The 26486-nt window shown below is 69.0% G+C and carries 20 protein-coding genes and 2 tRNA genes; 7 read left to right on the top strand and 15 right to left on the bottom strand.

The features are described 5' to 3' along the window. Positions 1-63 precede the first annotated feature (63 nt). The 8 genes from BM393_RS03690 to BM393_RS03655 form a co-directional block, all read right to left on the bottom strand. The gene (locus tag BM393_RS03690) at positions 64-1491 is read right to left on the bottom strand and encodes an efflux transporter outer membrane subunit (RefSeq protein WP_091722125.1); all 1428 of its coding nucleotides are present in this window, start codon (positions 1489-1491) and stop codon (positions 64-66) included. A gap of 266 nt (positions 1492-1757) precedes the next feature. After that, on the bottom strand, positions 1758-4607 hold the full coding sequence (locus BM393_RS03685) for an AAA family ATPase (RefSeq protein ID WP_175538176.1): 2850 nt from the start codon (positions 4605-4607) through the stop codon (positions 1758-1760). Between the two features lie 181 nt (positions 4608-4788). Beyond that, the gene (locus tag BM393_RS03680; RefSeq protein WP_091722118.1) at positions 4789-6546 is read right to left on the bottom strand and encodes a flotillin family protein; all 1758 of its coding nucleotides are present in this window, start codon (positions 6544-6546) and stop codon (positions 4789-4791) included. A gap of 87 nt (positions 6547-6633) precedes the next feature. Then, positions 6634-7260, bottom strand: a complete 627-nt coding sequence (locus BM393_RS03675; protein ID WP_091722113.1) for a YqiJ family protein — start codon at positions 7258-7260, stop codon at positions 6634-6636. Then, positions 7257-7925 carry a PspA/IM30 family protein gene (locus BM393_RS03670; protein WP_091722109.1) on the bottom strand — a complete coding sequence of 223 codons (669 nt, stop codon included), beginning with the start codon at positions 7923-7925 and terminating at the stop codon, positions 7257-7259. Before BM393_RS03670 ends, BM393_RS03675 begins: the two co-directional genes overlap by 4 nt. Position 7926: 1 nt before the next feature. Further along, positions 7927-8445 carry a hypothetical protein gene (locus BM393_RS03665; RefSeq protein WP_091722105.1) on the bottom strand — a complete coding sequence of 173 codons (519 nt, stop codon included), beginning with the start codon at positions 8443-8445 and terminating at the stop codon, positions 7927-7929. Positions 8446-8640: 195 nt separating this feature from the next. Then, positions 8641-8961: a hypothetical protein gene (locus BM393_RS03660; RefSeq protein ID WP_091722102.1), complete on the bottom strand. Its 321-nt coding sequence runs from the start codon at positions 8959-8961 to the stop codon at positions 8641-8643. 165 nt (positions 8962-9126) lie between these two features. Beyond that, complete coding sequence (locus BM393_RS03655) at positions 9127-9891, bottom strand: SDR family oxidoreductase (RefSeq protein WP_091722099.1); 765 nt, start codon at positions 9889-9891, stop codon at positions 9127-9129. A gap of 409 nt (positions 9892-10300) precedes the next feature. Here BM393_RS03655 and BM393_RS03650 point away from each other — a divergent pair, with 409 nt between their 5' ends. The 4 genes from BM393_RS03650 (at position 10301) to BM393_RS25080 (ending at position 14092) form a co-directional block, all read left to right on the top strand. Then, positions 10301-12466: a TonB-dependent siderophore receptor gene (locus BM393_RS03650; protein ID WP_254783194.1), complete on the top strand. Its 2166-nt coding sequence runs from the start codon at positions 10301-10303 to the stop codon at positions 12464-12466. Positions 12467-12502: 36 nt separating this feature from the next. Beyond that, a tRNA-Asn gene (locus BM393_RS03645) sits at positions 12503-12578 on the top strand. A gap of 103 nt (positions 12579-12681) precedes the next feature. Further along, positions 12682-12757: transfer RNA gene (locus BM393_RS03640), tRNA-Asn, on the top strand. A gap of 153 nt (positions 12758-12910) precedes the next feature. Next, positions 12911-14092 (top strand): hypothetical protein, encoded by a 1182-nt coding sequence (locus BM393_RS25080; protein WP_141225214.1) that lies wholly within the window; start codon positions 12911-12913, stop codon positions 14090-14092. A gap of 11 nt (positions 14093-14103) precedes the next feature. On the opposite strand, the gene BM393_RS03630 is transcribed toward BM393_RS25080, so the two are convergent. Then, positions 14104-15783 (bottom strand): hypothetical protein, encoded by a 1680-nt coding sequence (locus BM393_RS03630; RefSeq protein WP_091722090.1) that lies wholly within the window; start codon positions 15781-15783, stop codon positions 14104-14106. Positions 15784-15978: 195 nt separating this feature from the next. Between BM393_RS03630 and BM393_RS03625 the strand changes: the two genes are divergently transcribed. After that, positions 15979-16611: a hypothetical protein gene (locus tag BM393_RS03625; protein WP_091722087.1), complete on the top strand. Its 633-nt coding sequence runs from the start codon at positions 15979-15981 to the stop codon at positions 16609-16611. Between the two features lie 15 nt (positions 16612-16626). Here the strand turns inward: BM393_RS03625 and BM393_RS03620 are convergent, their stop codons facing one another. Both BM393_RS03620 and BM393_RS03615 read right to left on the bottom strand, forming a co-directional pair. Next, positions 16627-17388 (bottom strand): YoaK family protein, encoded by a 762-nt coding sequence (locus tag BM393_RS03620; RefSeq protein ID WP_091722084.1) that lies wholly within the window; start codon positions 17386-17388, stop codon positions 16627-16629. Beyond that, positions 17385-17849 (bottom strand): response regulator, encoded by a 465-nt coding sequence (locus BM393_RS03615; RefSeq protein ID WP_175538175.1) that lies wholly within the window; start codon positions 17847-17849, stop codon positions 17385-17387. Before BM393_RS03615 ends, BM393_RS03620 begins: the two co-directional genes overlap by 4 nt. A gap of 173 nt (positions 17850-18022) precedes the next feature. On the opposite strand from BM393_RS03615, the gene BM393_RS03610 reads away from it, so the two are divergent. Continuing rightward, complete coding sequence (locus BM393_RS03610; RefSeq protein ID WP_091722076.1) at positions 18023-19072, top strand: LacI family DNA-binding transcriptional regulator; 1050 nt, start codon at positions 18023-18025, stop codon at positions 19070-19072. Between the two features lie 254 nt (positions 19073-19326). On the opposite strand, the gene BM393_RS03605 is transcribed toward BM393_RS03610, so the two are convergent. Then, a complete protein-coding gene (locus BM393_RS03605) occupies positions 19327-19647 on the bottom strand; it encodes a hypothetical protein (RefSeq protein ID WP_141225213.1) in 321 nt (106 codons plus the stop codon). Between the two features lie 444 nt (positions 19648-20091). Here BM393_RS03605 and BM393_RS03595 point away from each other — a divergent pair, with 444 nt between their 5' ends. Next, positions 20092-22449: a TonB-dependent siderophore receptor gene (locus BM393_RS03595; protein WP_091722064.1), complete on the top strand. Its 2358-nt coding sequence runs from the start codon at positions 20092-20094 to the stop codon at positions 22447-22449. Positions 22450-22552: 103 nt separating this feature from the next. Here BM393_RS03595 and BM393_RS03590 read toward each other — a convergent pair whose 3' ends face one another. The 3 genes from BM393_RS03590 to BM393_RS03580 form a co-directional block, all read right to left on the bottom strand. Continuing rightward, entirely contained in the window at positions 22553-22954 is a 402-nt protein-coding gene (locus BM393_RS03590; protein ID WP_091722061.1) for a cold-shock protein, read from the bottom strand. A gap of 193 nt (positions 22955-23147) precedes the next feature. After that, a complete protein-coding gene (locus BM393_RS03585; RefSeq protein ID WP_091722057.1) occupies positions 23148-25112 on the bottom strand; it encodes a S9 family peptidase in 1965 nt (654 codons plus the stop codon). Positions 25113-25263: 151 nt separating this feature from the next. Then, entirely contained in the window at positions 25264-26436 is a 1173-nt protein-coding gene (locus BM393_RS03580; RefSeq protein ID WP_091722053.1) for a BMP family ABC transporter substrate-binding protein, read from the bottom strand. Between the last annotated feature and the right edge of the window lie 50 nt (positions 26437-26486).

The raw sequence follows: 26486 nt of genomic DNA, 5'->3' as shown, positions 1-26486 counted from the left end.
TCGCTTTCTCTCTAAGGTTTCATTGATGGTTTGCTCGGTCGTTTTCCCGACACAACTTCCGCGTCAGCTGCGGAAGCCGCCTCCTAAGGCGCGTTTGAGCGCCACATCGAGCGTGAAGGCGCGCGAGCGCAGGTCGGTCTGCGTGCGCAAGTTGGTCAGCCAGGCGTCCTCGGCGGTGAGCACCTCGAGGTAGGTCGACAGGCCGCCGGCATAGCGCCGCTGCTGGATCTGCCAGGCCTCGCGCGCGGCCTCGACGCCGGCATCGGTGCTCGCCAGTTCGCCGCCGAGGGCGCGCTCGCTGGCGGCGATGTCGGCCACTTCCTGCAGCGCCTGTACGACCGCCTGGTCGTAGCTGGCGACGGCCGCGTCGGCGTCGGCCCGGACGCCGCGCAGCTGGCCGCGCAGCCGGCCGCCGTCGAAGATCGGCAGCGAGATCGCCGGACCGATGCTGCCGGTGAAGGCGCCGCCGTCGGTCAGCTTCGACAGGCCCAGCGACTGCATGCCGGCGAAGGCCGTCAGGTTGACGTCCGGATAGAACGCCGCCTTGGCCGAATCAACGCGGCCGAGCGCGGCCTCGACGCGCAGCCGCGCGGCGACGATGTCCGGGCGGCGGCCCAGCAACTGGGCGGGAAGCTGCTCCGGCAGGCCGAAGTCGCGGGCGACGTCCAGCTGCGGGCGGCTGAGCGCCAGCCCACGGTCGGGGCCCGCGCCGGTGAGCGCCGCCAGGCGATGCCGCTGCAGCTGGAGCTGCTCGCGGGCCGATTGCAGGTCGGCGTCGGCCATGGCGCGGCGGGCCTCGACCTGGCGCACGCCGCCCAGCGTCTCCAGGCCGTTCTGGCGGCGCATGCGCAGCAGCTCGACCGTCTTGTCACGCACGGCCAGTGCCGCCTCGGCGGTGTCCTGCAGCGCCCACAGGCGGGCGAACTCGGCATAGGCCGACGCGATCGAGGCGGCCAGCATCAGCCGCGCCTGCGCGGCATCGGCGCGGGCGGCCTCGGCGTCGGACAGCGCCGCCGCCAGCGCGGCGCGGTTGCGGCCCCAGAAGTCCAGGTCCCAGGAGAAGTCCAGCGTCGCGCGGCCGTAGTCCTTCCAGCCGTCGGGCGTCGCGGCGCGGGGCGTCAGGTACTCGTAGCTCTGCTTCTGCTCGCTGATCGACGCGTTGGCCTTGAGCTGCGGCCGGTTGGCGGCGCGGGAGGTCTGCACCACCGATTCGGCACGCGCCAGTCGGGCCTGGGCGGTCGCGATCGACGGAGATCCGGCCAGCGCCTCATCGACGAGCTGATCGAGTTGCGCGTCGCCATAGGCGCGCCACCAGGCGTCGGTGGGCCAGTCAGCGCGGGCGGCTGCCAGCGACTGCGTCGCGGCGTAGCCGTCGACGGGACGGGGCGTCGCCAGCGGCGGGGTCTCGGGCAGGGCCGCGCAGGCGGCCAGGGCGGCCGCGACGGCCGGAACCAGCGCGAGGCGGGCGAAGCGGCGTGGGCGGGTGGACATCGTCTTTTCTCCAGTCGTTGCGGCCGGCGCGGGAGCGCATCGGCCATGGACTGAAGCGTAGGGACGAGGGTCCGGGAAGTCGTTCGGGAACGGTCGGGGAACGGTCCGGGAATGGTCGGGATCGGGCGCCGGGCGGTCAGGACGACGGGTCCGGGCGGCGCCCGGTCGATGTCTGGCCGATGTCTGGCCAATACGTGCCCGTTGCCTGACCGGTGCCTGACCGGTGCCTCGCCGATGCCTGGCCGAAGCGTGGCCGGCGCCGCGCGTCAGGCGCTGGCGGCGAGCAGCGCGTCCACGCGCGCCAGCACCGGCCAGGGCGTCGCGTCGTGCCAGCGGGCGCGCAGCGCGCGCAGGTCGTCCCGTTCGGCCGGCGAGGCGCCTGGCAGCTCGCACAGCGCCAGGCGCGCGATGAGCTCCGCCGTCAACGCGCCCTGCTCCGCCGCCAGGCGCGCGGAGGTCCCGGCCGCCTCCCGCGCGGCGGTGAGGTCACCTTCGCGCTCGGCCAGGGTGGCGCGGGCCGCCCACAGGTCGGGGAGATGCAGGGTCTCGCCCAGTCGTTGAGCCATCGCGAAGCCGTCGTCCAGATGACGCCGCGCCGCGGTCAGGTCGTTGCTGGCGAGCGCGGCGTCCACCGCCATCCACCGCAATCCGGACGCCTCGAACCAGGCCCCCGTCGCCGCATGGGCGGCGCAGCCGGCCTCGACGTCGGACAGCCCGGCGGCATCGCCGGTGCGCGCGCGGGCCCAGCCCAGCATGGCGCGGCTCGGGCCCTCGCCCTGGCCCAGTTGATGCTCCCGCACCAGTTCGCGCATCCGCTGCGTCCGGGCCAGCACCTGCTGCGCGCGGCCGAAGCGCACATCGACGATGCTCGCGCAGCGCGCCGCGAAGCCCCGCATCACCGGCACGCCGATCTCGGCGGCACGCGCGGCGCCCGCCTCGGCCCATTGCCGGGCGAACTCGACAGCGCCCGTGTACGCATGCACGACCGCGCCGACGCCCCACGCCAGCGCGGACGGGTCATGCATCACCGTCGCCGGCAGGCGCGGATGGCCGAGCGCTTCGGTCAAGGCGCGGGCCCGCAGCACCAACGGCATCGCCTCCCTGATCCGGCCACGCTGCAGCAGCGTCACGGCCAGGGACACGGCGCCGGCGGCGCGCAGCAGGTCGTCGTCGAAGGCATCGGCCGCGGCGCACAGCCGCAGCGCGATGGCCTCGGCCTGCAGGTATTCGCCGGACGCGGTGAACATCCAGACCAGGCCGGTCATCACCCAGGCGCGCGGTCGGGTCGGCGGGAGCAGCTCGCACAGCGTCGCGCAGCGGAGATAGGCGGCTCGGCCTTCCGGTGTCGTCACACCCGTCGACTGGGCGAGCGCGGCGCCGCGCAGTTGCTGGAGCGCGAGTTCCGCCTCGCAGCGGGCCTCGCCTTCGGACGCGCGGTCGAGCAGGGTCAGGCCGCGTGTGACCAGCAACAGGGTCTCGTGCGGCGCGAAGCGCCCGAGCGCGCGTTCGCCGGCCGCCGCGTAGGCCCGCATGGCGGCCAGCGCGTCGAGACCGCGCTCGTGGTGCAGCGCGAGCGCGGCGGCGACCGCGTCGATGCGATCGGCGCGCCATTGCTCGAGCGCGGCCGCGGCGCGCCGATGCAGCGACACGCGCGTCGACGGCGCGATGCGTTGATAGAGCACCTGCCGGTACAGCGCATGACGGAAGGTGAATCTCGCCTCCAGCGTGCCATCGGCCAGCGGCTCCAGCGCGGCCGGCGCCAGCCAGGCCTGGCGGCGCGCGAGTTCATCGCAGTCCGCCGCGACGGTGGCGGCATCGCTGCCCAGCATGTGAGCCACGATCGAGCAGGCGAACTCAACGCCGCAGACGGCGGCGGCTTCCAGCAGCGCGGCGGCGTCCGGCGCCAAGCGGGCACGCTGGCGCTCGATGACGCCGGCCAGCGAATCGGGCACCGCCCAGTCGTCGTGCGAGCCGGCGTCGCCTGAGGTCGTGGCCGTGGACAGCTCGTCGACCGCGTTGGCGACGAACAGCGGCAAGCCGTCGGTCTGGCGGTGCAGGCGGCGGACATGCGCCTCGTCGGCGGCTAGGCCAGGCCGGTGCCGCGCGAGGTAGGCAGCGAGCTCGGCCTCGCTGAAGGGATCGAGCAGCAGTTCCTCGCACAGCCGGCGGGCGCGCAGTTCGTGGCGCAGGCCGTTGAGCGGATGGTCGTTGGCGACGAGTTCCGGCGTGCGGTAGGTGACGATCCACATCAGGCGCGCCGGTGGGCGGCGGCGCGCGACGTGGTCGATCAGACGCACGGTGGCCTCGTCGCACCAGTGCAGGTCCTCGGTGACGAGCAGCAGCGGCCGAACGGCGGTGAGCTGCTCCACCAGCTCCGAGAACTCGCGGAGCATGCGGTCTTGCGTGGCGCTGGCGAGGCCGGCCTGCAGCCGTTCCTGTTCCTCGCGGTCGATGAGCCAGGGCAGCTGCAGCAGCCAGGTCGGCGCGACGCGGCGCAGCTGCGTGACGAGCGACGCATCCGTGCGCGCCAGACCGGCGAGCGCGTCCAGCACCGGCAGGTAGGGCTCGCCCTCGCCGACCTGCTCGATGCACTGGCCGTGGGCGGTGGCGGCGTCACCGAGCGACGCGACGAAGGCGTCGATCATCGCGGTCTTGCCGATGCCGGCCTCGCCGGCGACGCAGCACAGCTGGCGCTGTCCGGCCCCGGCGCGCGACCAGGCGGCGCGCAGGCGGGCGAGTTCAGGCTCGCGGCCGATGAGCCCGCGCTGCTCGTTGACCGCGGTGGCCGTGCCCTCGATCGGGCCGATGAAGCGGTAGCCGCGCCGCGAGGCGGTCTCGACCCAGCGCGGATGCTTCGCGTCATCGCCGAGCGCGGCGCGCAGTTCGCTGATCGTGGTCTTGAGCACGGATTCGCTCACGTGGCGATGGCCCCAGACGCTGTCGAGCAGCGCGTCCTTGGTCACGAGCGTGCCGGCATGGCGCAGCAGCTCCGTGAGGACGCCGAAGGCCTTGGGCGCCAGAGCGATCGCCTGTCCCTCGGCCAAGAGCCGCGCATTCGCCTCGTCGAAGGCGAACGGGCCGAAGCGCAACGACAGGGGAACTGAGGGATCGTCCATGGCGGCGAGGATTATCTGCCTCGGCCAAGACTTGCGAACGATCAACTCGATATGCAGCCGTGAGGTGAGGAGCACGACGCCCGACTCGCCCTCGCGGCCTGACTCGCGGAACTCTCCTGTGTGAAGGCAAGAAGCCCGCTGGCTTTCACCAGCGGGCTTCATTCCCTCCAGCGTTAGCTGATCAGGCGTGCGGGCCGTCGATCGACTTCTGCGCCGCATGCGGGACCTGAGGGACCGGTGCGCCGTTGCCCTGCCCCAGCATGCCGGCCAAAGACTGCGCCACGCCGGTGATGCCTTCGTTGGACAGCCCGGCGTCCTTCATCACCGCATCGACGATGGGCTTGGCGATCTGGTACTGCAGCGCCGAGTTCATCACCTGCTCCGGGAAGGTCGCCCCGACGCCCGCACCGGGGCCGCCCGCGCCGCCCTGCCCGCTCGCCGCGCCGCCATCGTTGCTCGCGCCCGGCATGCCGTTGACCTGGAAGATGCGGATCGAATCGATCTTCTCCATCGGACGCACCGCCTGCTCCAGGATGTTGGGCAGCTGCTGCAGCAGCATCGTGCGGACCTGCAGGTCGATCTGCGCGGCGGACAGAGTGTTCAGCGCCTCGTTGATCGCCCGGCGGCCTTCGGCTTCCGCCAGCGCCGCGGCCTGCTTGGCCTGGGCCTCGATGGTCAGCGCCTCGGCGCGGTCCAGCGCCGCCTCCTTTTCCGCCGATGCGGACACCCGCACGGCGATGGCGAGCTGTTCGGCTTCCTTGGAGGCCTCGATCAGCTGGATGTTCTTCTCGCGCTCGGCGACGGCCACCTGCCGCGCCGTGTTCACCAGTTCCTCGGCCTTGACCGCGTCCGCGCGGGCCATGTTGGCGGCCGCGTCGGCATCGGACTGCTCGCGCGACTTCGTCGCGATCGCGATCTGCGTGTCCTGGCGAGCGATCTCGACCTGCTTGCGCTGCTCGGCGCGTTGCATCTCGGTCTTGCGCTCGAGTTCGATCTCGCGGGTCTGCACGACCAGGTTCTTCTCGATCTCCGCCGACTTGATCTCGCGATCCGCCTCGATGCGCTTCTGGCTGACCTGGCGCTCAGCCTCGATCTTCGCCGCCTCGGCCTGGCGGGTGCGCTCAGCCTGCTGCGATGCGATCAGCGCGACCTGCTCGGCCCGGGTGATCTCGATCTCGCGCTGCTGGGACAGCGTCGCGAACTCCTGGTCCTTCTCGATGTTGAGCTTCTGCCGCGTCGCATCCAGGTTCTTGGTCCGGACCTGCACCTCGGTGTCCTGCTCCACGTCGTTGCGCTGCTTGCGGCGCGCCTCGGTCTGCTCGGTCAGCCGCGTCAGGCCTTCGGCGTCGAAGGCGTTGTTCGGGTTGAAGAACTGCTTGTCCGTCTGGTCGAGGCTGGTCAGCGACACCGATTCCAGTTCGAGGCCGTTCTTCTCGAGGTCCTCCGCGACGGCGTTCTGCACCGCCTGGACGAAGTCGCGGCGCTTGTCCTGCAGCTCCTGGATGGACATCGTGGCGGCCGTCGCGCGCAGCGAGTCGACGAACTTGTCCTCCACCAGCGCCTTGAGCTCGTCCGGGCTCATCGTGCGGGCGCCCAGCGTCTGCGCGGCGATGCTGACCGCCTCCTCGGTCTGCTTGACCCGCACGAAGAAGGCCGCGGTCACGTCGACGCGCATGCGGTCGCGGGTGATCAGGCTCTCGCGCTCGCGGCGCTGCACCTCGAGCTTGAGCGTGTTCATGTTGACCAGCACCCGCTCATGGAACACCGGCAGCACGATCGCGCCGCCGTCCATGATGACCTTCTGGCCGCCCAGGCCGGTGCGGACGAAGGCGGTCTCCTTCGTCGAACGCTTGTACAGGCGCGCGAAGACGAAGCCGATGGTCAGTAGCGCGACCAGGGCGATGCCCGCGATGGTCAGCAGCTCGATCAGATTGCTCATGGACTGGTTACTCCCTCAAGAAACTTGGAATCCGTGTTGGTATGGAAATCGGCGGCAGCGGCACGATGCGCCCTCCGTGGCGCCGCGCTACATCAAGGTCGGATGCGGATTGGCGATGCAGCGGTAGAACGCGCCGGCCTTGCTGACGATCAGCACCTGCGCTCCCTCCTGGAAGACCTCGTCATCCACATCGGGCTCGACCATCAGGTAGTGCGAGCGACCGTGGACGTCCTTGACCCGCGCCTGCGCCGCGAGCCCGCGCCGGGCCGAACCGGTCACGACGACCCCGACGCGGCCCACCAGGCTCTGCTCGCTGACGGCGCTGGTCTCGTCCTGCGGAATGATGTGCGCGATCAACGCGCCCAGGCCTCTCACCGTCGCCAGCCCCGCCGGCACCGCCGCGAGGCCGGCCACCGCGGCGGGCAAGTAGCCGCCGAAGAGGCCGTTCATCACGACCTGCAGGCTGTAGCCGAAGACGGTGTAACCCGTCAGGAACAGCAGCAGCAGGACCAGCGCCGGGACCTTGCCCAGGTGCAGCCAGCCCAGCACGCGGTCCAGGCCGGAGTCGCCGTCGACCTCGGGCAGCCAGTCGTCGATCAGGTTGCTGGGGCTGAGCGAGATCAACATGCCGGCGCCCTCGACCACCGCGATGCCGACGATCAGCGCGAAGCCGATCCCGAACGGCAGGTTCTCCTGCGCGGTGAACAGGCTCATGACTTGGCGGCCTTCAGCTGCGCCATGCGCTCGGCGATCTTGTTGTCGCGGACCAGGTCATCGAGCTCCTTGAGCTGCGCGGCCTGTTGCAGGCTGTTCTGACGAACGGTGCCGGAGAGACCGGTCTGGCGCTCGTAGACGCGGTCGAAGGCGTCGGTGACCTTGCCGATGCGGTGGGCCGCGCTGCCGGCACCGGTGGGTGCCGTCGCGGTCGCGGCGGCGGCGCGGCTCTTGCGGAACTCGGCCAGCGCGTCCTGCATCTCGCGCTTCTTCGCGAGCAGCGCGGCGACGAAGCCGGTCAGCTCGCTTTCCTGGCGCGCGTGCTCGGCCAGCGTGGTCTCGAGCACCGGCAGCTGGGCCTCGATGTCGAGCTGGCGGGCCACGGCGGCGCGGGCCAGGTCCTCGCGGCCGGCGCTCATCGCCTCGTCGATCTGCGACGACAGGGTCGCGTGCAGCTGGTTCAGGTTGGCGTGCTGGCGCTGCGACAGGTGGCGGTTGGCCGACACGGTGCCCAGCTCATGACGCACTTCGTCGATGACGGCGTCGGCCTCGCGGAGGGACTGCTCCATCGTCGCCTCGGGCGCCTGATCCTCGATGCGGTCGAGGAGCGCGTGCACGCTGCCGGCGATCACGCGGCCCACGCGGGTCTTCAGGGAGTCGGTCATCTCAGGATCCTTTCGAGGACGAAGTGGCTTGCAGGGGATGGGCGAGGTCCAGGGTCGGCCCGAGGTGACGTCTCACGACCTGCGGGTCGTAGGCCGCGGCGGTGAGCGGCGTGCCCTGGCGCAGCAGGGTCTCGCACAGGGTGGCGGCGCGACGCACCAGCGCCTCCTCGAACTTGCGGGCGTCGTCGGCGTCGGCCGGGGCCTGGCTGATGGCCAACGCCAGGGCCGCGACGAAGTGGTCCAGCAACAGGCTGACGACCTCGGAGTGGTGGCCGCTCTCGCTCTCGATCCGGACCAGCGCCTCGCGCAGCCGCGCGGTGAGGTCGCGGGTCCAGGCATGGGCGGCGACGTAGTCGAAGGCGCCGTCGTGCTGGCGCTTGAGCTGGCCGAGCAGCACGCGCAGCTTGTCGCTGTTGGTCGTCGCCCCTTCGACCTGCAGTTGGGCGAGCCAGAGGTACAGGTCGCTGGGAATGCGGGCCGACAAGGGCTCCATGGTGGGCGGCGGGCTGCTCGCGTTCATGACGATGAGGCTTGAAACCGTTGGGACCGGCCCAGTGTATTCATTCGAATTCATCCGTCAACAGGCGAATGCATTCGAATTTCCGGCGCCTCACGCAGGTTTTGCCGCGTCCTGGGCGCGCTCACGAGGGCGGAGTGGACCGGTCCGTGGCGTCGACGTCAATCGCTTTCCCCCATTGGTGGGAGATGTCGAACCTCAGCGCCCGGACCGATAGCCTCGCGCGGCCAGCCAGGAGAGCACGGCCACGACGGCGAGCGCGCCGGCGTCGAGCAGGTACAGGCCGACGCCGGGAGCTTCCCGCCGCGCCGCCTGGACCGCCTGGCCGAAGTTGTGCGGGCCGATGCCATAGGCTTCCACGAGCGCCATCGCCGTGATCCAGGTCGCCGCCGCGCCGACCGCCAGGGCGAGCACGGTGGCGACGTTGGCCAGGAAGTAGCCCTTCTTCCGAGGGGGAGCGAGCGGCGCCTGCCCCTCGCCCGCCCGTGCCGCCGCGACGGCTGCTGAATCCGCATGCATGTTCAATCCTCCTTGATGGTGGAGGCGTTGTATGCGGCGCGCTCAGGGACGGGGACGGGCGTGTCCTGAACTGCGGATGGGGCCGTTGAACGGGCCGGTGCCGCGGGCGGACGGCGACCCGGCGCAGGGCCGCGTTCCCGCATTCCTGCGGTCGCGCGTTCCGACTCAGCGGTCGCCCGCGCCCGCAATATTGGCGAGCCAGGCCTCGAGGCTCGTCGCGCCGAGTTGCGCGTCCGCGCCCGCGACCAGCGAGGCGTCGTCCAGCACGGAGCCGAAGTACGGCGCCTGGGCATCCGGGACGACGCGGCGCGCATCGCCGTGGGCCTCGAGCGCCCGCTGCACCGCCTGGCTCATCGGCAGCCGCTGCGGCCCGCCGATCTCCACGATGGCGTTGCGCGGCGCCCGCGACACCACGTCCGCGAGGCCCGCCGCCACGTCCGCGGCCGCCATGGGCTGGAACAGCGCCGACGACACGCGCGCGCCGCCGTCGCCTTCGGCGCCGTCCCCGGCGATCGCGGTCAGGAACTCGAAGAACTGGGTGGCTCGCACTATCGTGTAGGGCACCCGGCCCTCCTGGATCAGCGCCTCCTGGGCGACCTTGGCACGCATGTAGCCGTTGTCGGCGAGCCGGTCGGCCCCGACGACCGACAGGGCCACGTGGTGGCGGACGCCCGCCGACGCCTCGGCGGCGAGCAGGTTCGTCGTCGAGGTCTGGAAGAACTGCAGCACCGCCTGGGCTTCGAACGAGGGGGAGTTGCTGACGTCCACCACCACGTCCGCGCCGGCCACGGCCTGGGCCAGGCCCTCGCCGGTCAAGGTGTTGACGCCTTGCGAGGGCGACGCCAGGACCACGCGATGACCGGCGCGCTCCAGCAGGGGGCCGAGCTTCCGGCCGATGAGGCCACTGCCTCCGATGATCGTCACGTTCATGTCACTGTCCTTCCAGGATTGAGGCGTGGGCCAACGCACATCGGCTGGCCACATTGGCAAGACGAGATGGCAAGGCGTGTTGTGACATCCCCAGGGTGGCAGGCCCGGCGCCGCGGCGCCTCCCGCTAGAATCCCACCCGCTCGCCGGCCCGTCCGGCGAGCCTCGCTAGGGGTGCTGGTCCGGACGATGCGTCAGGGGCCGGCTGAGAAAGTCCCTTTGAACCTGTTGGCGCGTGCCGCAAGGCGCGCGTCAAAGTCTCCTTCAGGAGACTTGAGGTAATCCTCGCGCAGGGAAGCATGCCTTCGACACGCCTCGTGTCCTCGCACGCCGCCTTCTCATCGGCGTGCTGGTTTGCCGACCTGCCATCGCGTTTCTGGCTCCGGCACATCGATGGCAACTTCGTCTCGCTTGACTCCATTCCCGCTCCGCCGCCTCGCCTTCGCGCTCGCGGCCGGCGGCCTGTCCTTCCACGCCGCCGCGCAGACGGCCGCGCCGGCGCTGCCCAGCGTCGTCATCAAGGGCTCGGCCGAGGCGCCCGCCACCGTCGGCGGCTTCGGCGACACGCCGGTCGCCAAGCTGCCGATGCAGGCCAGCATCGTCAGCGCCGAACAGCTCACCGACCGCGGCCTCACCAGCCTGGCCGGCCTGACGCTGCTGGACGCCAGCGTGGGCGACTCGTACAACTCCGCGGGGTATGTCTCCTACCTGAAGATCCGCGGCTACGACCTCGACAACCGCTTCAACTTCCGTCGCGACGGCCTGCCGATCAACGCCGAGACCGCCCTGCCCCTCGCGAACAAGAGCAGCCTGGAGGTGCTCAAGGGCACGAGCGGCATCCAGGCGGGAACCAGCGCCCCCGGCGGCCTCGTGAACCTCGTCGTGAAGCGGCCGACGACCGAGCTCACCAGCGTGACGCTCGGCGTCAGCGAGCGCGGCACCCTCGAATCGGCGATGGACTGGAGCCGCCGCTTCAGCGACGGCCACGGCAACGACAAGGCCTTCGGCCTGCGCGTCAATCTGCAGGCCGCCAAGCTCCGGCCCGAATTGCGCGACGCCGACGGCCATCGCTGGATGATGGCCGTCGCCGGCGACTGGCGCGTGACGCGCGACACGCTGGTCGAGGCCGAGGTCGAGGTCTCCCGCCAGTCCCAGCCCAGCCAGCCCGGCTTCAGCCTGCTCGGCGACCGCCTGCCCGACGCGAAGTCCATCGATCCGCGCACCAACCTGAACAATCAATCGTGGAGCCTGCCGGTCGTCTTCGAGGGCCGCACCGCTTCCCTGCGCGTGCAGCACCAATTGAATGCCGACTGGAAGCTGCAGGCGCATGCCGCGATCCAGCGGCTGGTCACCGATGACCGCCTCGCCTACCCATTCGGCTGCACCGCCGGCGACGGCACTTATTACCCGAGCACCTACTGCCCCGACGGCACCTTCGACCAGTACGACTTCCGCAGCGAGAACGAGCACCGCAACAGCGACGCGCTCGACCTCTCGGCGCAGGGCCGGCTCAACACGGCCGGCATCACGCACGAGTTGACGACCGGCGTGCTGCTCTCGCGCTACAAGAGCCGGCTGCAGGGCCAGGCCTACAACTGGGCGGGCACCGGCAACATCTGGGGCACGCTGCCGACGACGGCCGACCCGACGCTCACCGGCACCAACACCAACCGCACCGAGCGCAGCACCGAGGTCTACCTGCGCGACGCGATGCAGTTCAGCGAGCGCTGGCAAGGCTGGCTCGGCGTGCGTCACACGCGGCTCAAGCGCGACAGCGTCGCGGTCGGCCCGGAGGCTGGCCAGGTCGGCACGCCGAATCCGTACGCGCAGTCGTTCACGACGCCGTGGCTCGGTGTGAGCTACGCGATCAACGCGCAGCTGCTGGCCTACGCGAGTTGGGGCCAGGGCATTGAATCGGCAGTCGTGCCCAACCTGCCGGTCTATGCGAACCGCACGGCGGTGCTGCCGGCGCTGCGCAGCAGGCAGTGGGAGATCGGTCTGAAGTCGGGCAGCCGGACGGTGGACTGGTCGATCAACTACTTCGACGTCAGCAAGCCCGCGACGCGTGACGTCGCGGTCACGGTGAACGGCCTGGACATGCTCGAGACCCGCATCGACGGCGAGCAGAACCATCGCGGCGTGGAAGCGCAAGCGGATCTGAAGTGGACGAACGGTGGTCTGATGGCCAGCGCGATGAAGCTGCGCGCGCGCCGCGAGCGCAGCGAGGACGCGACGCTCAACGGCCTGAAGCCGACCAACGTGCCGGAGACGGTGCTGAAGCTGCAGGCGCGCCAGGGCGTCGGGCTGCCGGGCCTGGAGCTGCAGGCGGGCGTCGTGTACGAGGGCAAGCGCATGGTGCTGCCGGACAACTCGCTGGCCATCCCGAGCTGGACGCGGCTGGACCTGGGCGCGCGCTACGAGCAGAACATCGGTCGGCAACAGCTGATCTGGCGTGTCGGCGTGGACAACGTGACTGACCGCCGGGCGTGGCGCGAATCGCCGTACCAGTACGGCCACGTCTACCTGTACCCGCTCGCCAATCGCACCTGGCGTGCGTCGGTGGAGTGGGTCTTGTGAGCTTCTGATTTTTCTGTGTATACTCTTAGGCTCTGATCCCCGATAGCTCAGTCGGTAGAGCGCCGGACTGTTAATCCGTAGGTCCCTGGTTCGAGCCCAGGTCGGGGAGCCAAGATCAGATGACGAAGGTCTTCGGACCTTCGTTCTTTTTCAGCCAGAGTCCGACCGAAGACCCTGGCCCAAGAATTCAGATCGATAGGATCTGAGCAGACTTTTCCTCGATAGCTCAGTCGGTAGAGCGCCGGACTGTTAATCCGTAGGTCCCTGGTTCGAGCCCAGGTCGAGGAGCCAAACTGAAGCCCCGTTGCAGCGATGCATCGGGGCTTTTTCTTTTGGTTCGCTTCGCCCGCCGACACCGACCGTCGCACTCCCCTACCCTGGGGGGATGTCCTGCGCATGCATTAATGCTCTACAACACCAGCCCCGACCAATCTGTCTCTTGCCATGAACAACGCATTGATCGACCGTATCCGAATCAAAATCGGCGCAATGGGCTCCGACGAGTTCGAACGATTCATGAGCACCCTGCTGCCGAGCATCTATCCCGGCTTTGATCGTTTGGAACCGTCCTTCAACTTCATTGGCAAGACGACGACCGGGAAATGTGACGCTCACGTGTACCACGCATCGGATGACACATATACCGCCATCATTTGCACGACCCAGCAGACGGATATTCCAAAGAAGATCATCGAGGACATCGGGAAGCTGCCGTCGACAAAATTTGCGAGCAAGATTCGGCGCGTACTGATCTGTGTCAACACACCCCTCAAGGATGAAGTAGAGGACTATCGGTCCGCCTGCGCGGCGCTGGGTTGGGAGCTCGATCCTCTTTCGCTCGAACGCATCACCAAACACACTGCAGGGAATTCGTCCCTTCTCCTCAACTATTTCGGCGAGTCGACTTCTTCAGATTCTCCAGCCTCCCGCTCAGTGCGATATTTCGACTGTGGACATCGAATCAAGGAAGGCCGAGAAGATGCATCCATACCCGCCTCTAGAATCATTGAACATTTGCATTTCCCAAGCGAAAGAGCTTGGAAAGCGATCGAATCTGGCGAAGTCGAGATCGCAGAGCACGACATCGACTCCTTATCCACGCTGACCGGAATATCGACGGCATGGTTGAAGCACGGCGCTGGCAAGAAGTACCCCACCGAATCCATCTACGACTATCAAGTCGAGAAGATTAAGGCAATTGCCGCAGAATCGCCTCTCGCCTCGTATATGGCCATCGAACCCGATTCGATGGATCTGGTGTTGATAAGTCAGTTCTCAGAGTTCCGATGGAAGGTCTACCCCTTCGGATTCAACATGGATTTCTGGAACTGGCATGGTGACCATCACCACATCCCGTTGATCTACGACCTGCTCGAAACGGCGAACGACCGGCTTGGGCATCCGTACGGCCGAATCATCAAGCCCGCGCTGATGAACGAACTACGCAGCGGAGACATCCATCCCTTTATCCTTTTCCAGAAAACTGGATCAAACAATTATTGGTTCGAGGATCTTTTCGACCTGAACCACAATTACCCCGTCGCCAAGGACAAATATCGCCATTACGGCGAATGGTTCGTGAAGCTACAGGACGAGTTCCGAAACAATACGGGTACAGCCGACTAGGTCGAGGCAAATCACTTCGAGAGGTCATAACTCCCACTCCCGACATACACACTCCGGCCATTCCCATCGACCGGAAAACTGAGTAGCCGCTCCTCATGTCCGTCGTCATAGGTCAGCGTGATCGCGTAGCCGCTCAACTGATACCGACCTCTCCGGCTCGCCCCATCGTCCTTCGTCCGTGTCCCGCTGGTCGCACCGACCGTCCCTAGCCCCGTCCCCACCGTCCCGCCGCCGGTGCTGCTGCTCCCCGATCCGTCCCCCTGCGACGACCCCGCGATCACCGTCCCGGTGATCGCTTGCAGGCTGCCCGTGCTCGACAGCGCGCTGTAGCTGCGCTCGAAGCGACCGTCCTTCGTGAACCGGATCCCGCGCGTCGCTGAGGTCCCGCCCGTGACCATGCTCCCGTTGAAGCTGCTTCGGCTGAAGCTCCCTTCCAGCCTCGCATCCTTCGGCCACGGCTTCATCGCGACATGCTTCTCCAACTTCCACTCGCCGAGCGGCCGCCCGTCGTCGTCCTGTTCCTGCATCTCGTAGCCCTTGCCGGTGCTCCTCCACCGCCCCCAGCGCCGCGGCTCCAACTGCCTCGACGCGGCGACGTTCAACTGATCCGGCGGCATCTCCGTGCGGCGGTACACCGTCCCGTCCTTCAGCAGGAACCTGACGTCCTCCTCCCAACGGGTGCCGTAGTTGTAGTTGGCCTCCCCATGAAGCACGACCGCGACCAGATCCTTCTCGCTCAAACCTTGACCCGGCGCGCTCATCACGCGCTGCAGCAGCACCTCCTTCCGCGCCAGTGGCGCCTGCTGCAGCGGCGACACCGTCAGCCCCGACGCATCATTCACCAGCGCGGCATCGGCCAGGTCCATCGACAGCCGGCTCAGCGAGGTCACCACCCCGCGCAGCACGATCTCGCGGCCCACCCACGGCTCGGCGTTGAACTTCAGATGGATCAACTGCTCGGCCTGCCGGCCGCCCCGCTCCTGCACGAGGTGGAAGCGCTCGGGATAGCGGATATCGCGCGCCACCCGGCCCTTCACATAGACCTGCCCCATCTTGCGAAGTGCCGCCTCATCGGAGATCGCCAGCCAACTCCCCCGCTGCGCCGTCAAGGCGACCACCTGGCTCGGCAGCAGGAGCTGGCCGCGCGCCGGCTCGACAGCCACGGGCAGCGGCGTCGGCGGCGCCACGAGCTTCGCCTGTACGAGCGCCCGCGCCACCGGCATGGCCTGCGGATACTTCGCAGCGATGTCCATGCCGGGGCCGTCCCATTCGCGCGCCATCGCGACGCAGGCCTGATCGGGCGTGGCGTTCGTGAGAACCCGCTTGCGGACCGGCTCGACCAGCTTGTCCCATGGAGGATCGCTGCTCTTGCGCGTCATCACGCGCGTCACGATCACCCGCAGCGGCGGGAGCTGGTAACGCGTCCGCCAGGCCACCCACGCGTCACGCATCTGGGGGGCCGAGGGCGCGCCCACGTCCTCGCACGCGGACACGGAGAGCTCGGAGATGACGTCGAGGGTGACCGCCTCGACCAGTTGCGTCATCGCCGCCGGATCGGTGGCGAGCGCGGCGGAATCTGGCGCGGCGATCGCGCCACCCGCCATCCATGCGCAGGCGGACGCCGCGAGCGTCCGCTGAAGGGAGATCAAGGCCATGCTGTCGGTCCACGCCGCGGCTTCGGAGGACCGCATGCTGCCCGCTTCATCCGCGGTCGGCCACGGCCAGGACGGGGAAGCGGCGGGAGGGGACTTGACGGGCTCGCGCCGGTCCCGGACCCGCGGCGATCGCCGCCTCCGATGCCGAGCTGCCTGCCGACGCCCCGTGCCTCCGGCCTGTCAACACATGCGAGAGTTGGCGCGTTCGATTCGCTTCAGGGAGACAAGCACATGCCACAGATCCACCGGACCGCCTTCGCCGGCCTGCTCGCCGCCGTCGCGATGGCGGCGCCCACCGCCCAGGCCCAGGTCTGGAAATGCACCATCGACGGCAAGGTCCAGTACTCGGACCAGCCCTGCCCGGCCAAGGGCGAAGCGATGACGTCGCGGTCGCTGCAGAGCAATGTGATCGACACCTCGGCGGACCGCGCCGCAATCGAGCGCGCCAAGGCTGCCGCCGCGGAGCAGCAAGCCGCGACCGCGACGCCGTCGGCGGCACCGGCCGCACCGATCGCTCCCGCCAACGTCTGCCCCTCCGACCGCGACATCGCCGGCATGGAGACCAAGGCGAGTTCGATCTCGCTGAGCCCCGAGGCGAAACGCTTCGTCCAGGACGAGATCCGCCGGGCGCGCCAATGCCAGAAGGGCCAGGGCAAGTACAGCGCCGCGGACTGGACCGTCAGCAAGCAGGCGGTCGACGCCCAGAGCAGCCTGACCGGCGGCCCTGACGCCCGCCGCCGTGCCGAGGCCGTCCACAGCGCGGCCGATCCCGCGGAAGGCGACCGGATCGCGCGGCAGCGGGAGGCGGAGGAGCGTGAGGCGGCTCGACGCGAAAGAGACTTGCGCCTGCGATCCACGCGCTGACGCCTGTCCAGCCCCTCACCGCTGCCGCGCCAGCACCCCTCTCCACCGTCCCCAGTCCCGCGTCACCGGCGGCAGCGCCAGCACGAACAGCACTGTCGCCAGCGGCACCACGCAGATGAAGCCCAGGTGCTTGAACCCGAGCGCCCCCGCCACGCCGCCCAGGACGAAGGCGGCCAGCAGGCCGCCCGCGCGCAGCGCCCGCTCGCGGTCATGCCGCACGCCGGGCCGCAGCGCCTTGGGCTGGCGATTCCAATAGAGCATCTTGCCGAGCTCCATCCCCAGGTCGGTGATGTTCCCCGTCATGTGGGTGGTGCGGACGCTGCCTCCCGAGGTCTTCGATCCGACCGCGTTCTGCAGGCCCATGATGAAGGCCAGCAGCAGCACCGTCAGCGGCACCGCGAAGGGCGTGTGCCAGGTCAGCGTGATCGCGCCCATCAGGCCGAACGGGAACAGCAGCGCTGCCTCCAGCATCAGCGGCAGCGCGTAAACGCTGCGCAGGCCATGCCGCCGTGCCCAGTTCACCAGCACCGCGCAGACCGCCGCGCCGCACACGAAAGCGAGGATCGCGCCCAGCGCGTTCAGCACCAGCGTGCCCTGCCCCATCACCGCGCCATCGGCCAGCTGCGAGGCGAATCCGGTCATGTGCGAGGTGTAGCGCTGCAGGATCAGGAAGCCGCCCGCGTTCACCGCGCCCGCATTGAACGCGAGCAGCAGCCCCAGCGCCTGGTTGGTCGACGGCGCGCGGTGACGGCTGGTCAGGTGCAGCAGCCGCCTCATCGCTCCGGCCGCCGGCTCGGGTCCGTCGGCGCCTCCAACGACACGTCGGCGCCATCGTCCGCGCCGAACAGCTGCGCACCGCCCGGCTCGACCAGCTTCGCCCCATGCCGCGTCAACACCGCGTGCAGCCGGGCCCAGTTGAGCGGCTTGACGAAGTAATCGTCGAACACGAGGTCCTCCGCCGACTCGAAATCCGTGTTCAGCGGCGTGCCGCTGACCGCGATCGCGACCAGCGCCGGCAGGCTCAGCTTCAGACGGCTCGCCACGTGCCGGCCGTCGGCGTCCGGCATCGCGATGTCCGTGATCAGGAGGTCCGGCTCCCACTTCAGCCCGATGCGGATCGCCTCCAGCCCGGTGGGCGCGACCTTCAGCTCGAAGTGGTAGACCGTCAGCAGCTCGCGCAGCAGCTCCAGCGAATCGGGCTGGTCATCGGCGATCAGGACTTTCAGGCGATCCTGCATGGTGTCGTTCGGAAATGGTTGGAGCCGCCATAGCAATCGGCGGGCCCGCATCGCGCCCGGCAAGGATTCCAACGAGCCGGAGCGGGCATGGGCCGCATTCTTCCATCCCGGCGCCCGTTCCACAGCCTGGCGCTCGCAGGAGTAGGATGGCGCGTCCATGAAAGCGCTTTCCAATGAAGAGAAAGAAGCCTCTCCTATCGACGTCCAGCGAGGTGACGCTGGGCATGGTGGCCGCGGCCAGCGGTGTGTCGCCGAGCACCGTGTCGCGCGTGCTGAGCGGCAGCGCGCAGGTCAGCGCCGACAAGACCGAGCGCGTGCGACAGGCCATCGCTGCCCTGGGATTCGTCCCCAACACCATCGCACGGGCGCTCGCGGATGGGCGCACCTTCAACGTGGGCTTGCTCGTCCAGTATTTCGAAAGCCCGTTCTACGCGCTGCTGCTGCGCGGCATCGAGGAAGTGCTGACGCCTGCGGGCTACGCACTGGTGGTGTCGAGCGGCCACTGGCAGGCGGAAGAGGAACAACGCTGCATCGCCTCGCTGCGCTCCCGGCGCGTCGACGGGATCATCGTGTTGACGGGCGGCCTGGACAACGCCTTCCTGGCGGCGCTCGCGCGCGAGTTGCCGGTCGTGGTCACGGGACGGTCGCTGCAGGCGCCGGGCCTTCACGCGCTCAAGACCGATGACGCCGCGGGCGCGCAGGCGGCGACCGCCCACCTGATCGAGCGCGGCCATCGGCGGATCGCGTTCATCGGCGGGGATGCGACGCATGCGGATGCGAAGGAGCGCGAGGCGGGCTACCGGGCGGCGCTCGCCGAGGCCGGTCTGGAGCTGGACGAAGCCTTGATCGCGAACGGCGACTACCTCGAGGCCGGCGGCGCTGCCGCGATGACGCGCATGCTGGAGCGCGGTACCGCCTTCACCGCGGTGTTCGCGGCGAACGACCAGATGGCCGCCGGCGCCGCGCGCGTGCTGCACAGCCGCGGGATCCGCGTGCCCGAGGACGTCTCGCTCGTCGGCTACGACGACCTGCTGAACACCGCCCATGCCAGCCCACCGCGAACGACGATCGATGTCCAGATCGCCGAGCTTGGCCGGCGCGCCGCCGCCGCGATGCTGGATCTGCTCCGGCATGGCAGTTCCTCGGTGCAGCCCCCGGTGCCGCGCTTGATCGTGCGGGAGTCCACCCGGCGCCTGCACAGCGACACGGCACCCGCCTGCTGAGCCGCTGCGATCGGTCACGGCACGCACCGGACGCCCGCCGATGAACTGACCCGGAGTCGCCTCGCTTTTCGTCAACTGGCCGTCACACAGCCTCGGCACAATGCCATGCATCCGAGACAAACAACCGACTGCGACATAGGGCAGAAAGCTGGAACCCGTCACCAGCGTCCGGATACCCTCTTCAGAAAGAAGCCACCCCGACGGGTGGCTTCTTTCATTGGGGCGCCGCGGAGCTCGTCGCAGACTGTCGCTGGTCAGGTCTGACCGTCACGCTGCTCGCCGGCATCACCGTGATCGGGCGGCGGAGATCGCCAGAGGTCCCATCCGAAGATGGCCGTCATGAGGAAGCCATACGCGAGGCTGACCACCAGGAAGCCTCTTCGCGCCACGTATTCGCCCTCGATCAGCACGCCGATCGCCACGAACAGGCCAAAGAACATCGCCGACACGGCCAACGCGAACAAGACGAGAAATCGCTTGGCGCCGAGCCGTTTCACCTTGTCGAGATTCAGAAGTCCAAGCATTGCTGCTCCATGGGAAGAAAGGAAGAGGGCCGCATCGGCGTCGAGCCGCACGATCTCAGCGTGATCGATCGTCGCCCGCCGTCCTGATCGGGCGTGCCCCCACGCTCTCCTTTGCTCGCGAGCGGGCCAATGGCCCACTCCAGTAGCAAGCCGATCGTCTGCCCCCCATTCAGGGACTTCAACCACCTGGCTGTCGAATCGCCGACGCCGTGGACCCGCCTCCGCTGCGGGTTTTCCCTCAACGCCGTCGCGCCCGCCCATCACCTTGGGTAAAGAACTTTGAAAGTCCGCAGCGGCGCCGCTTCACGAAACGTACACCGTGCGATGCTTCGGCCCGTTCCGTGACCCGGCCGCCTCGGCCCGGCTGACGACCCCCATACAAATTCCCCGCGCTTCCGTCCCAGCCATCGCCAGATCGGCCGCGCTTGCCTCGCACTGGCCTGCCCGATGACAAGCTCCCGCCGCCCCGCCCCGCGTCCACTCTCCGTTGCCTTGATGCTGGGCCTGAGCGCCCCCGCCTGGTCCCAATCCGCGCCTCCCGCGCCCCCGGCCCCGCCGGCGACCGCGCCCGCCACGACGACCTCCCCCCCGCCGGCCGCGACACCGCCCGCCCCCCGCCCCGCGCCGTCACCCGCCCGGCGCGACGCCCCCGACAACCCCGCCCAGCTCGACCGCGTCGAGATCCAGGGCACCTCGCGCGACGACGACCAGCGCCGCGCCGCCACCGCCTCCAAGATCGTCATCGGCCGCGAGGAGATCGAACGCTACGGCGACGCCACCATCGGCGAGGTGCTCAAGCGCCTGCCCGGCGTCACCACCGGCGGACGACCCGGCCGCGGCGGCGAGGTCCGCATGCGCGGCATGGGCGGCGGCTACACCCAGATCCTGGTCAACGGCGAACGCATGCCGCCGGGCTTCTCGCTCGACGAGCTCCCGCCCGAACAGATCGAACGCATCGAGGTCATGCGCGCGCCCACCGCCGAGTTCGGCGCGCGCGCCATCGCCGGCACCATCAACGTCGTCCTGCGCGAGGCCCTGCAGCGCCGCCTCAACGAACTGCGCCTGGCCTCCACCTTCGAGCGCGACCACGTCACGCCCCACCTGAGCTGGACCCGCAACGACAAGCTCGACGACCAGGGCACCGCCTACAACCTCACCGTCAACGCGATGCAGCACAAGCGGCTCGACGACATCGCGTCGCAGTCGCTGACCAGCCGCTTCGACACCGGCACCGGCGCGCTCCAGAGCCAGACCCTGCTGCAGACCCGCGGGCAGAGCGCCGACGAGCGCAAGTCGCTCAACCTGACCGGCCGCCTGCAGCTGCGCCTGGCGGGCGGCGACACGCTCGCGCTCCAGCCCTTCGTGATGGTCAACCGCGGCCGCGGCGCCAGCAGCGCCCGCCAGACCCAGTCGGCGGTGCCGGACGAGAACGCGTTCGAGCGCATCAAGTACGACAGCTACACCAGCGACAGCAGCAACCGCGCCACCATGGCCCGGCTGAACCTGCAGTGGAACAAGCGCCTGGACGAGCGCACCCGCCTGGAGACGCGGCTGGGCGCCGGGCGCATGACGATGGACGGCGATGCCCACCGCGAGGAGGACCTCGACGCCACGCCGGGCCTCTTCTTCCGCACGCAGGACGACACCACGAAAAGCCGCGACACGCAGTGGAGCGTCAACCTCAAGCTCAACCACCAGATGGACAACGAGCACAGCCTGGTCGCCGGCCTGGAGGGCGAAGGCACCACGCGCGACCAGACGCGCGGCTGCACCGAGGTCTACGGCAGCACCATGCGGCGCGACAACTGCGCCTTCCTCGCCGACTTCGGCGAGAACGTCTCCGCATCGACGCGCCGGCTCGCCGCCTATGCGCAGGACGAATGGAGCGTCGGCAAGCAGTGGGGCTTCTACGCCGGCCTGCGCTGGGAAGGCATCCAGACCGAGAGCAGCAACAACCAGGGCCCGGTGAAGAACACCTCCAGCGTGCTCACCCCGCTGCTGCACGGCGTCTACAAGATCGACGAGAAGAGCCGCGAGCAGATCCGCGCCAGCCTGACCCGCAGCTACAAGGCGCCCAACCTCAACGACGTCATCGGCCGGCTCAGCATCAACAGCCAGTTCACCTGCCAGCCGCCGGCCACGCTCTGCGGCAGCAACCTGATCAACTATCCCGACCGCTTCGGCAACCCCGACCTCAAGCCCGAGATGGCGACGGGCGTCGAGATCGGTTACGAGAAATACCTTTCGAAGGGCGGGCTGCTCAGCGTCAACTTCTTCTATCGCCGCATCACCGACCTGATCCGCGCCCAGGCCCAGCTCGAGACCGTGCCCTACGCCACCGAGCCGCGCTGGGTCATCCGGCCGCGCAACATCGGCAACGCCACCACCCACGGCGTCGAGCTCGAGGCCAAGTTCCGCCTCGACGAATACTTCGCCGACGCGCTGCCGATCAACCTGCGCAGCAACCTGTCGCTGTTCGACTCCTCGGTGGACGGCATCCGCGGTCCCGACAACAAGCTGGACCAGCAGCCCCGCTACACCGCCAACCTGGGCGCCGACTACCGGCTGCGCTCGCTGCCGCTGACGCTGGGCGCCTCGCTCAACTACACGCCGACCACGCTGCTGCAGCAGAGCGACCAGGTGCTCAACGAGATCGACAAGAAGCGCGTCATCGACGTCTCGGCCCTGTGGACCTTCTCGTCCGCGGTGGCGCTGCGACTGGCCGCGAGCAACCTGGTGCCGCTCAGCTACGGCAACGGCAGCATCGCGGTCACGCCGGGCCGGCTGGTCACGAGCGAAAGCACCGGCCGCAGCTTCACCGTCTGGACCGTGCGCCTGGAACTGAAGGTCTGAGGACGCAAAAAAGGCTGCCCGAGGGCAGCCTGCAAAAAGCGGAGCAACAGGCCTCCGCGAGGGCGACGGGGCCGCAAGGGCCGGCCCCAAGGAGTCAACTGGTTCAGCGCCGCGACGGTTCGCCCTGGGCCTTCGCGCCGCCCAGCGCATGGCTGGCCGGCGTCCACACGGTGGCGCCGACGCCCAGCGCCAGCAGCACCAGCACCATCCAGGTCAGTGGCGACGTGCGGCGGCGCGCGATCGGCCGCGGCGGGCGGGAGGCCATGCGGGGTCGCAGTTGCGAGGGCAGCCTGTGGGCCTGCAGGCGCTGCAGCCGCACCGCCTGTTTGCTGCCGTCACTCCTGGACACAATCTCGAAGCTGATGCGCTCGCCCTCCTGCGGCGGCTGGCCGTCCATCGGGAAGGCCGACACATGCACGAACAGCGTCTCGCCGCCCTGCTCGGGCCGCACCACGCCGTGGCCGCGCTCGGCGTACCAGCTGTCCAAGGTTCCTTCGAATCGCATGACTTGTTCCCCCGTCTTGTGGATCGCCCGACGCCGCGTCGCGGACTTGTGGTCCGCTGGACGCCCTCCATCGGGCGCTTCTCTCTCTTCGGACAAAAGAGCCCGGCACGGGGCCGGGCTTCTGGGGGTGCATGCTGCCCAAGCTGCCACCGCCCCGGGCAACAGCCTGTAAGCCGTGCAACTTCACACGGTTTTAGTTCTTCAAGCCGGGCTTCAAGTACTTGTCGAGGAACTCCAGCGTCTTCTGGTTGGCCTCGATCTGGTTCTTCTTCTTGGAGAAGCCATGGCCTTCGTCGTCGAAGACGACGTACTCCACCGGCACGCCGTTCTTCTTGACGGCCTCGACGATCTCGTCGCTCTCCGGCTTGATCACCCGCGGATCGTTCTTGCCCTGGATCACCAGCAGCGGCTTGCGGATCTCCTTGGCGTGGAACAGCGGCGAGGTGGCGACCAGGAAGTCCTTGTCCTTCACCGGATCGCCGATCTCCAGGTACAGCGCCTTGCGGAAGCTCTCCCAATAGGGCGGGATGGACTCCAGCGTGCGCAGCCAGTTGGACACGCCGAAGATGTCCACGCCGACCTTGAAGGCCTCGGGCCGGAAGGCCATCGCCGCCAGGGTCATGTAGCCGCCGTAGCTGCCGCCCATGATGCCGATGCGCTCGGGATCGATCACGCCGGTGCTGGCGAGGTAGGTCTTGGCCTCGATGCAGTCCCACAGCGGCTCGCGGCCGTGCTTGCCGTCGTCGGCGGTGAAGAAGCTCTTGCCGTAGCCTGAGCTGCCGCGGTTGTTGATGCCCAGCACCGCGTAGCCGTGGTTGACCAGGTACTGGACCATCGCCGAGTAGCCGCGCGTCGTCTGCCCGCCAGGGCCGCCATGCACCAGCACCACGGCCGGCACCTTGTGGGTCGGGGAAGCTTCCTTGGGCTGGTAGTAGACCGACGGGATCACCATGCCGTCGAAGGAGCGGAAGCGCACGATGCGCGCCTCGACCAGCTCTTCCGGATCGATGTCCCGGGACAGGCTGCGCGACAGCTGTTTCACCTGCTTGCTGCCGAAGTCGTAGACATACAGGTTGCTCGGCGAGCGGTCGCCGTTCAGGTAGAAGGCCATGCGCTGGCTGGTCCGCGAGAAGGCCACGCCGCGCAGCTCGCCGCCCGGCAGCCGCGGCAGGGTCACCGGCTGGCCATCGGCGGTCTGGACGATGCGCAGCTCCAGGCTGGCATCGTTGTTGATGCCGGTGACGCGGTAGCGCCCGTCGCGGGAGTAGCTGCTGTAGACGATGTCCCAGTCGGCCTTCTCGAGCTCGCGCGTCTGGCCGGACGCCAGCTCGTAGGCCAGCAGGCGCTGGAACTCGGCGCCCTCGTTGGACAGCATCAGCAGGGTCGTCGACGCCGGGTCGAAGCCGGTCACGCTGAAGGACGCGACGCCATGGTGCGGCGTGAGGTGTTTGGTCTCCTTGGACTGCGTGTCGTAGAGGTAGACGTCGGAGTCGGCCGTCGTGTTGGTCTTGCCCAGCGCCACCCAGCGACCGTCGCCGCTGACGCCGAACACCGCGTTGCCCTCGTTGTTCTGGTAGACCAGCGTGCGCGCATAGGTCTTGGCGTCGTAGCGGTAGACGTCGATGTAGCGGGCGTCGCGCTCGTTGGTCGTGACGAAGAAGGCGTCGCCGTCACGGCTCCAGCCGTTGAAGCCAGCCTTGACCTTGTCGCCGGGCGTCAGGTCGCGCTCGCTGCCGTCGAGCTCGCGCACGATCAGGTGGTTGTTCTCGTTGCCGCCCTGGTCGCGGGTGAAGAGCACGCGGTCATCGGTGCGGAAGTAGCTGACCGCGTAATGGCTGTCGGCCTTGGAGGCGGTCAGCGCCACCGGCTCGCCGCCGTCGACGCTGATGCTGTAGACATTGAAGATGCCGCTGGCATTGCTGCTGAACAGGATGCGGCGCTCGTCCTGGGAGAAGGACGCCCCGCTGATCGAGGTCGTCGCCATGAACTGCTCGATCGTGTAGCGCTTGGCCGGGCGCGGCTGGCTGGCCTTGGCCTCGGAACGGGCCGCGGCCTTCTCGGTCGCGGCCTGGGCGGGCATCGCCATCGCGGCCGCCAAGGCCACGCCCAGCAGCGTCAGCGCGTGCCGCGGGGCGGCCTTCGGGAACGACTTCCTCATCGGGTTCTCCTCTCCTGATCGGGCCCGGGACCATCCCGGGATCCGGCGACTGTAGACGCCGGGGTCAGTCCTTGCCCATCCCGTGGCCGACTGGCGGCGGAGCGCCGCGACGGAGCGTCGATCCGGCGGGATGGACGGAGGAACCGGTCGCTCACTTGCCGGCGGGCACCTGCCCCTCCACGCCCTTCACGTAGAACCGGATGTTCTGCAGGAACGCGTCGTCGGCGACCTTGTCCCGCGCCAGGACCTCCTTGCCGTCCTGGCCGGCGATCGGCCCCTTCCAGATGACGAAGCTGCCGTCCTTGAGCCCGGCCTTCACCTGGTCGACCCGGGCCTTGACCTCGGCCGGCACCGCGGCGTTCAGCGACACCAGGTCGATCGCGCCTTCCTTGACGCCCCACCAGCTGTGCTTGCCCGGACCGGCGCTCCAGCTGCCGTCCAGCGCCGCCTGGACGCTGGCGATGTAGTACGGCGACCAGTCGATCACCGCCGAGCCCAGGTGCGCCTTGGGCCCGTACGAACTCATGTCCGAGTCCCAGCCGAAGGCGTACTTGCCGTTCTTCTCGGCCGTCTGCAGCACCGCGCTCGAATCCGTGTTCTGCATCAGCACGTCGGCGCCGGCGTTGATCAGCGTCTGGGCGGCGTTGGTCTCCTGGGGCGGGTTGAACCACTCGTTGACCCAGACGACCTTGACCGTCACCTTCGGGTTGCTGCTCTGCGCGCCCAGCGTGAAGCTGTTGATGTTGCGGATCACCTCGGGGATGGGGATGGAGCCGACGACGCCCAGCGTGCCGGTCTTCGTCATCGCGCCGGCGACGACACCCGCCATGTACGCGCCCTCGTAGGTCCGCGCGTCGTAGCTGCGCAGGTTGGCGGCCTGCTTGTAGCCGGTCGCATGCTCGAAGCGGACCTGCGGACTGTCCGCGGCCACCTTCAGCATCGGCGCCATGTAGCCGAAGGTCGTGCCGAAGACCAGGGTGTTGCCCTGCTGGACCAGGTCGCGGAAGACCCGCTCGGCATCGGCCGCCTCGGGCACCTTCTCTACGAAGCTGGTCTGGATGCGGGACCCGAAGGTCTGCTCGAGCTTCTTGCGGGCGTTGTCGTGGGCAAAGGTCCAGCCGCCGTCGCCCACCGGGCCGACGTAGGCGAAGGCGACCTTGAGCGGCGCGGCCCCGGACGCGGCGCCACCCGCCTGCGGCGCGGACGCCGCCCCGGCGGGCGCGTCGTCCTTCTTGCCGCACGCGGCCAGCGCGAGCGCGGCGGCCGCCGAGGCGGCGATCAGCAGGCAACGGCGGAGCATCGGACGCGGATATCGGACGGACATGGGTTCTCCAGCGAAGTCGTGATCGGAAAGCGGAAAGCGGAAGGGCGAAG

The sequence above is a fragment of the Mitsuaria sp. PDC51 genome (assembly GCF_900113225.1).
Taxonomy (GTDB): Bacteria; Pseudomonadota; Gammaproteobacteria; order Burkholderiales; family Burkholderiaceae_C; genus Roseateles.
This window is presented reverse-complemented; position numbering and strand designations above follow the sequence as displayed.

Coding starts and splice junctions, on each gene's coding strand:
- BM393_RS03690 (WP_091722125.1), bottom strand. CDS start 1,491: ATGTCCACCCGCCCACGCCGCTTCGCCCGCCTCGCGCTGGTTCCGGCC.
- BM393_RS03685 (WP_175538176.1), bottom strand. CDS start 4,607: ATGGACGATCCCTCAGTTCCCCTGTCGTTGCGCTTCGGCCCGTTCGCC.
- BM393_RS03680 (WP_091722118.1), bottom strand. CDS start 6,546: ATGAGCAATCTGATCGAGCTGCTGACCATCGCGGGCATCGCCCTGGTC.
- BM393_RS03675 (WP_091722113.1), bottom strand. CDS start 7,260: ATGAGCCTGTTCACCGCGCAGGAGAACCTGCCGTTCGGGATCGGCTTC.
- BM393_RS03670 (WP_091722109.1), bottom strand. CDS start 7,925: ATGACCGACTCCCTGAAGACCCGCGTGGGCCGCGTGATCGCCGGCAGC.
- BM393_RS03665 (WP_091722105.1), bottom strand. CDS start 8,445: ATGAACGCGAGCAGCCCGCCGCCCACCATGGAGCCCTTGTCGGCCCGC.
- BM393_RS03660 (WP_091722102.1), bottom strand. CDS start 8,961: ATGCATGCGGATTCAGCAGCCGTCGCGGCGGCACGGGCGGGCGAGGGG.
- BM393_RS03655 (WP_091722099.1), bottom strand. CDS start 9,891: ATGAACGTGACGATCATCGGAGGCAGTGGCCTCATCGGCCGGAAGCTC.
- BM393_RS25080 (WP_141225214.1), top strand. CDS start 12,911: ATGAACAACGCATTGATCGACCGTATCCGAATCAAAATCGGCGCAATG.
- BM393_RS03630 (WP_091722090.1), bottom strand. CDS start 15,783: ATGCGGTCCTCCGAAGCCGCGGCGTGGACCGACAGCATGGCCTTGATC.
- BM393_RS03625 (WP_091722087.1), top strand. CDS start 15,979: ATGCCACAGATCCACCGGACCGCCTTCGCCGGCCTGCTCGCCGCCGTC.
- BM393_RS03620 (WP_091722084.1), bottom strand. CDS start 17,388: ATGAGGCGGCTGCTGCACCTGACCAGCCGTCACCGCGCGCCGTCGACC.
- BM393_RS03615 (WP_175538175.1), bottom strand. CDS start 17,849: ATGCAGGATCGCCTGAAAGTCCTGATCGCCGATGACCAGCCCGATTCG.
- BM393_RS03610 (WP_091722076.1), top strand. CDS start 18,023: ATGAAGAGAAAGAAGCCTCTCCTATCGACGTCCAGCGAGGTGACGCTG.
- BM393_RS03595 (WP_091722064.1), top strand. CDS start 20,092: ATGCTGGGCCTGAGCGCCCCCGCCTGGTCCCAATCCGCGCCTCCCGCG.
- BM393_RS03590 (WP_091722061.1), bottom strand. CDS start 22,954: ATGCGATTCGAAGGAACCTTGGACAGCTGGTACGCCGAGCGCGGCCAC.
- BM393_RS03585 (WP_091722057.1), bottom strand. CDS start 25,112: ATGAGGAAGTCGTTCCCGAAGGCCGCCCCGCGGCACGCGCTGACGCTG.
- BM393_RS03580 (WP_091722053.1), bottom strand. CDS start 26,436: ATGTCCGTCCGATATCCGCGTCCGATGCTCCGCCGTTGCCTGCTGATC.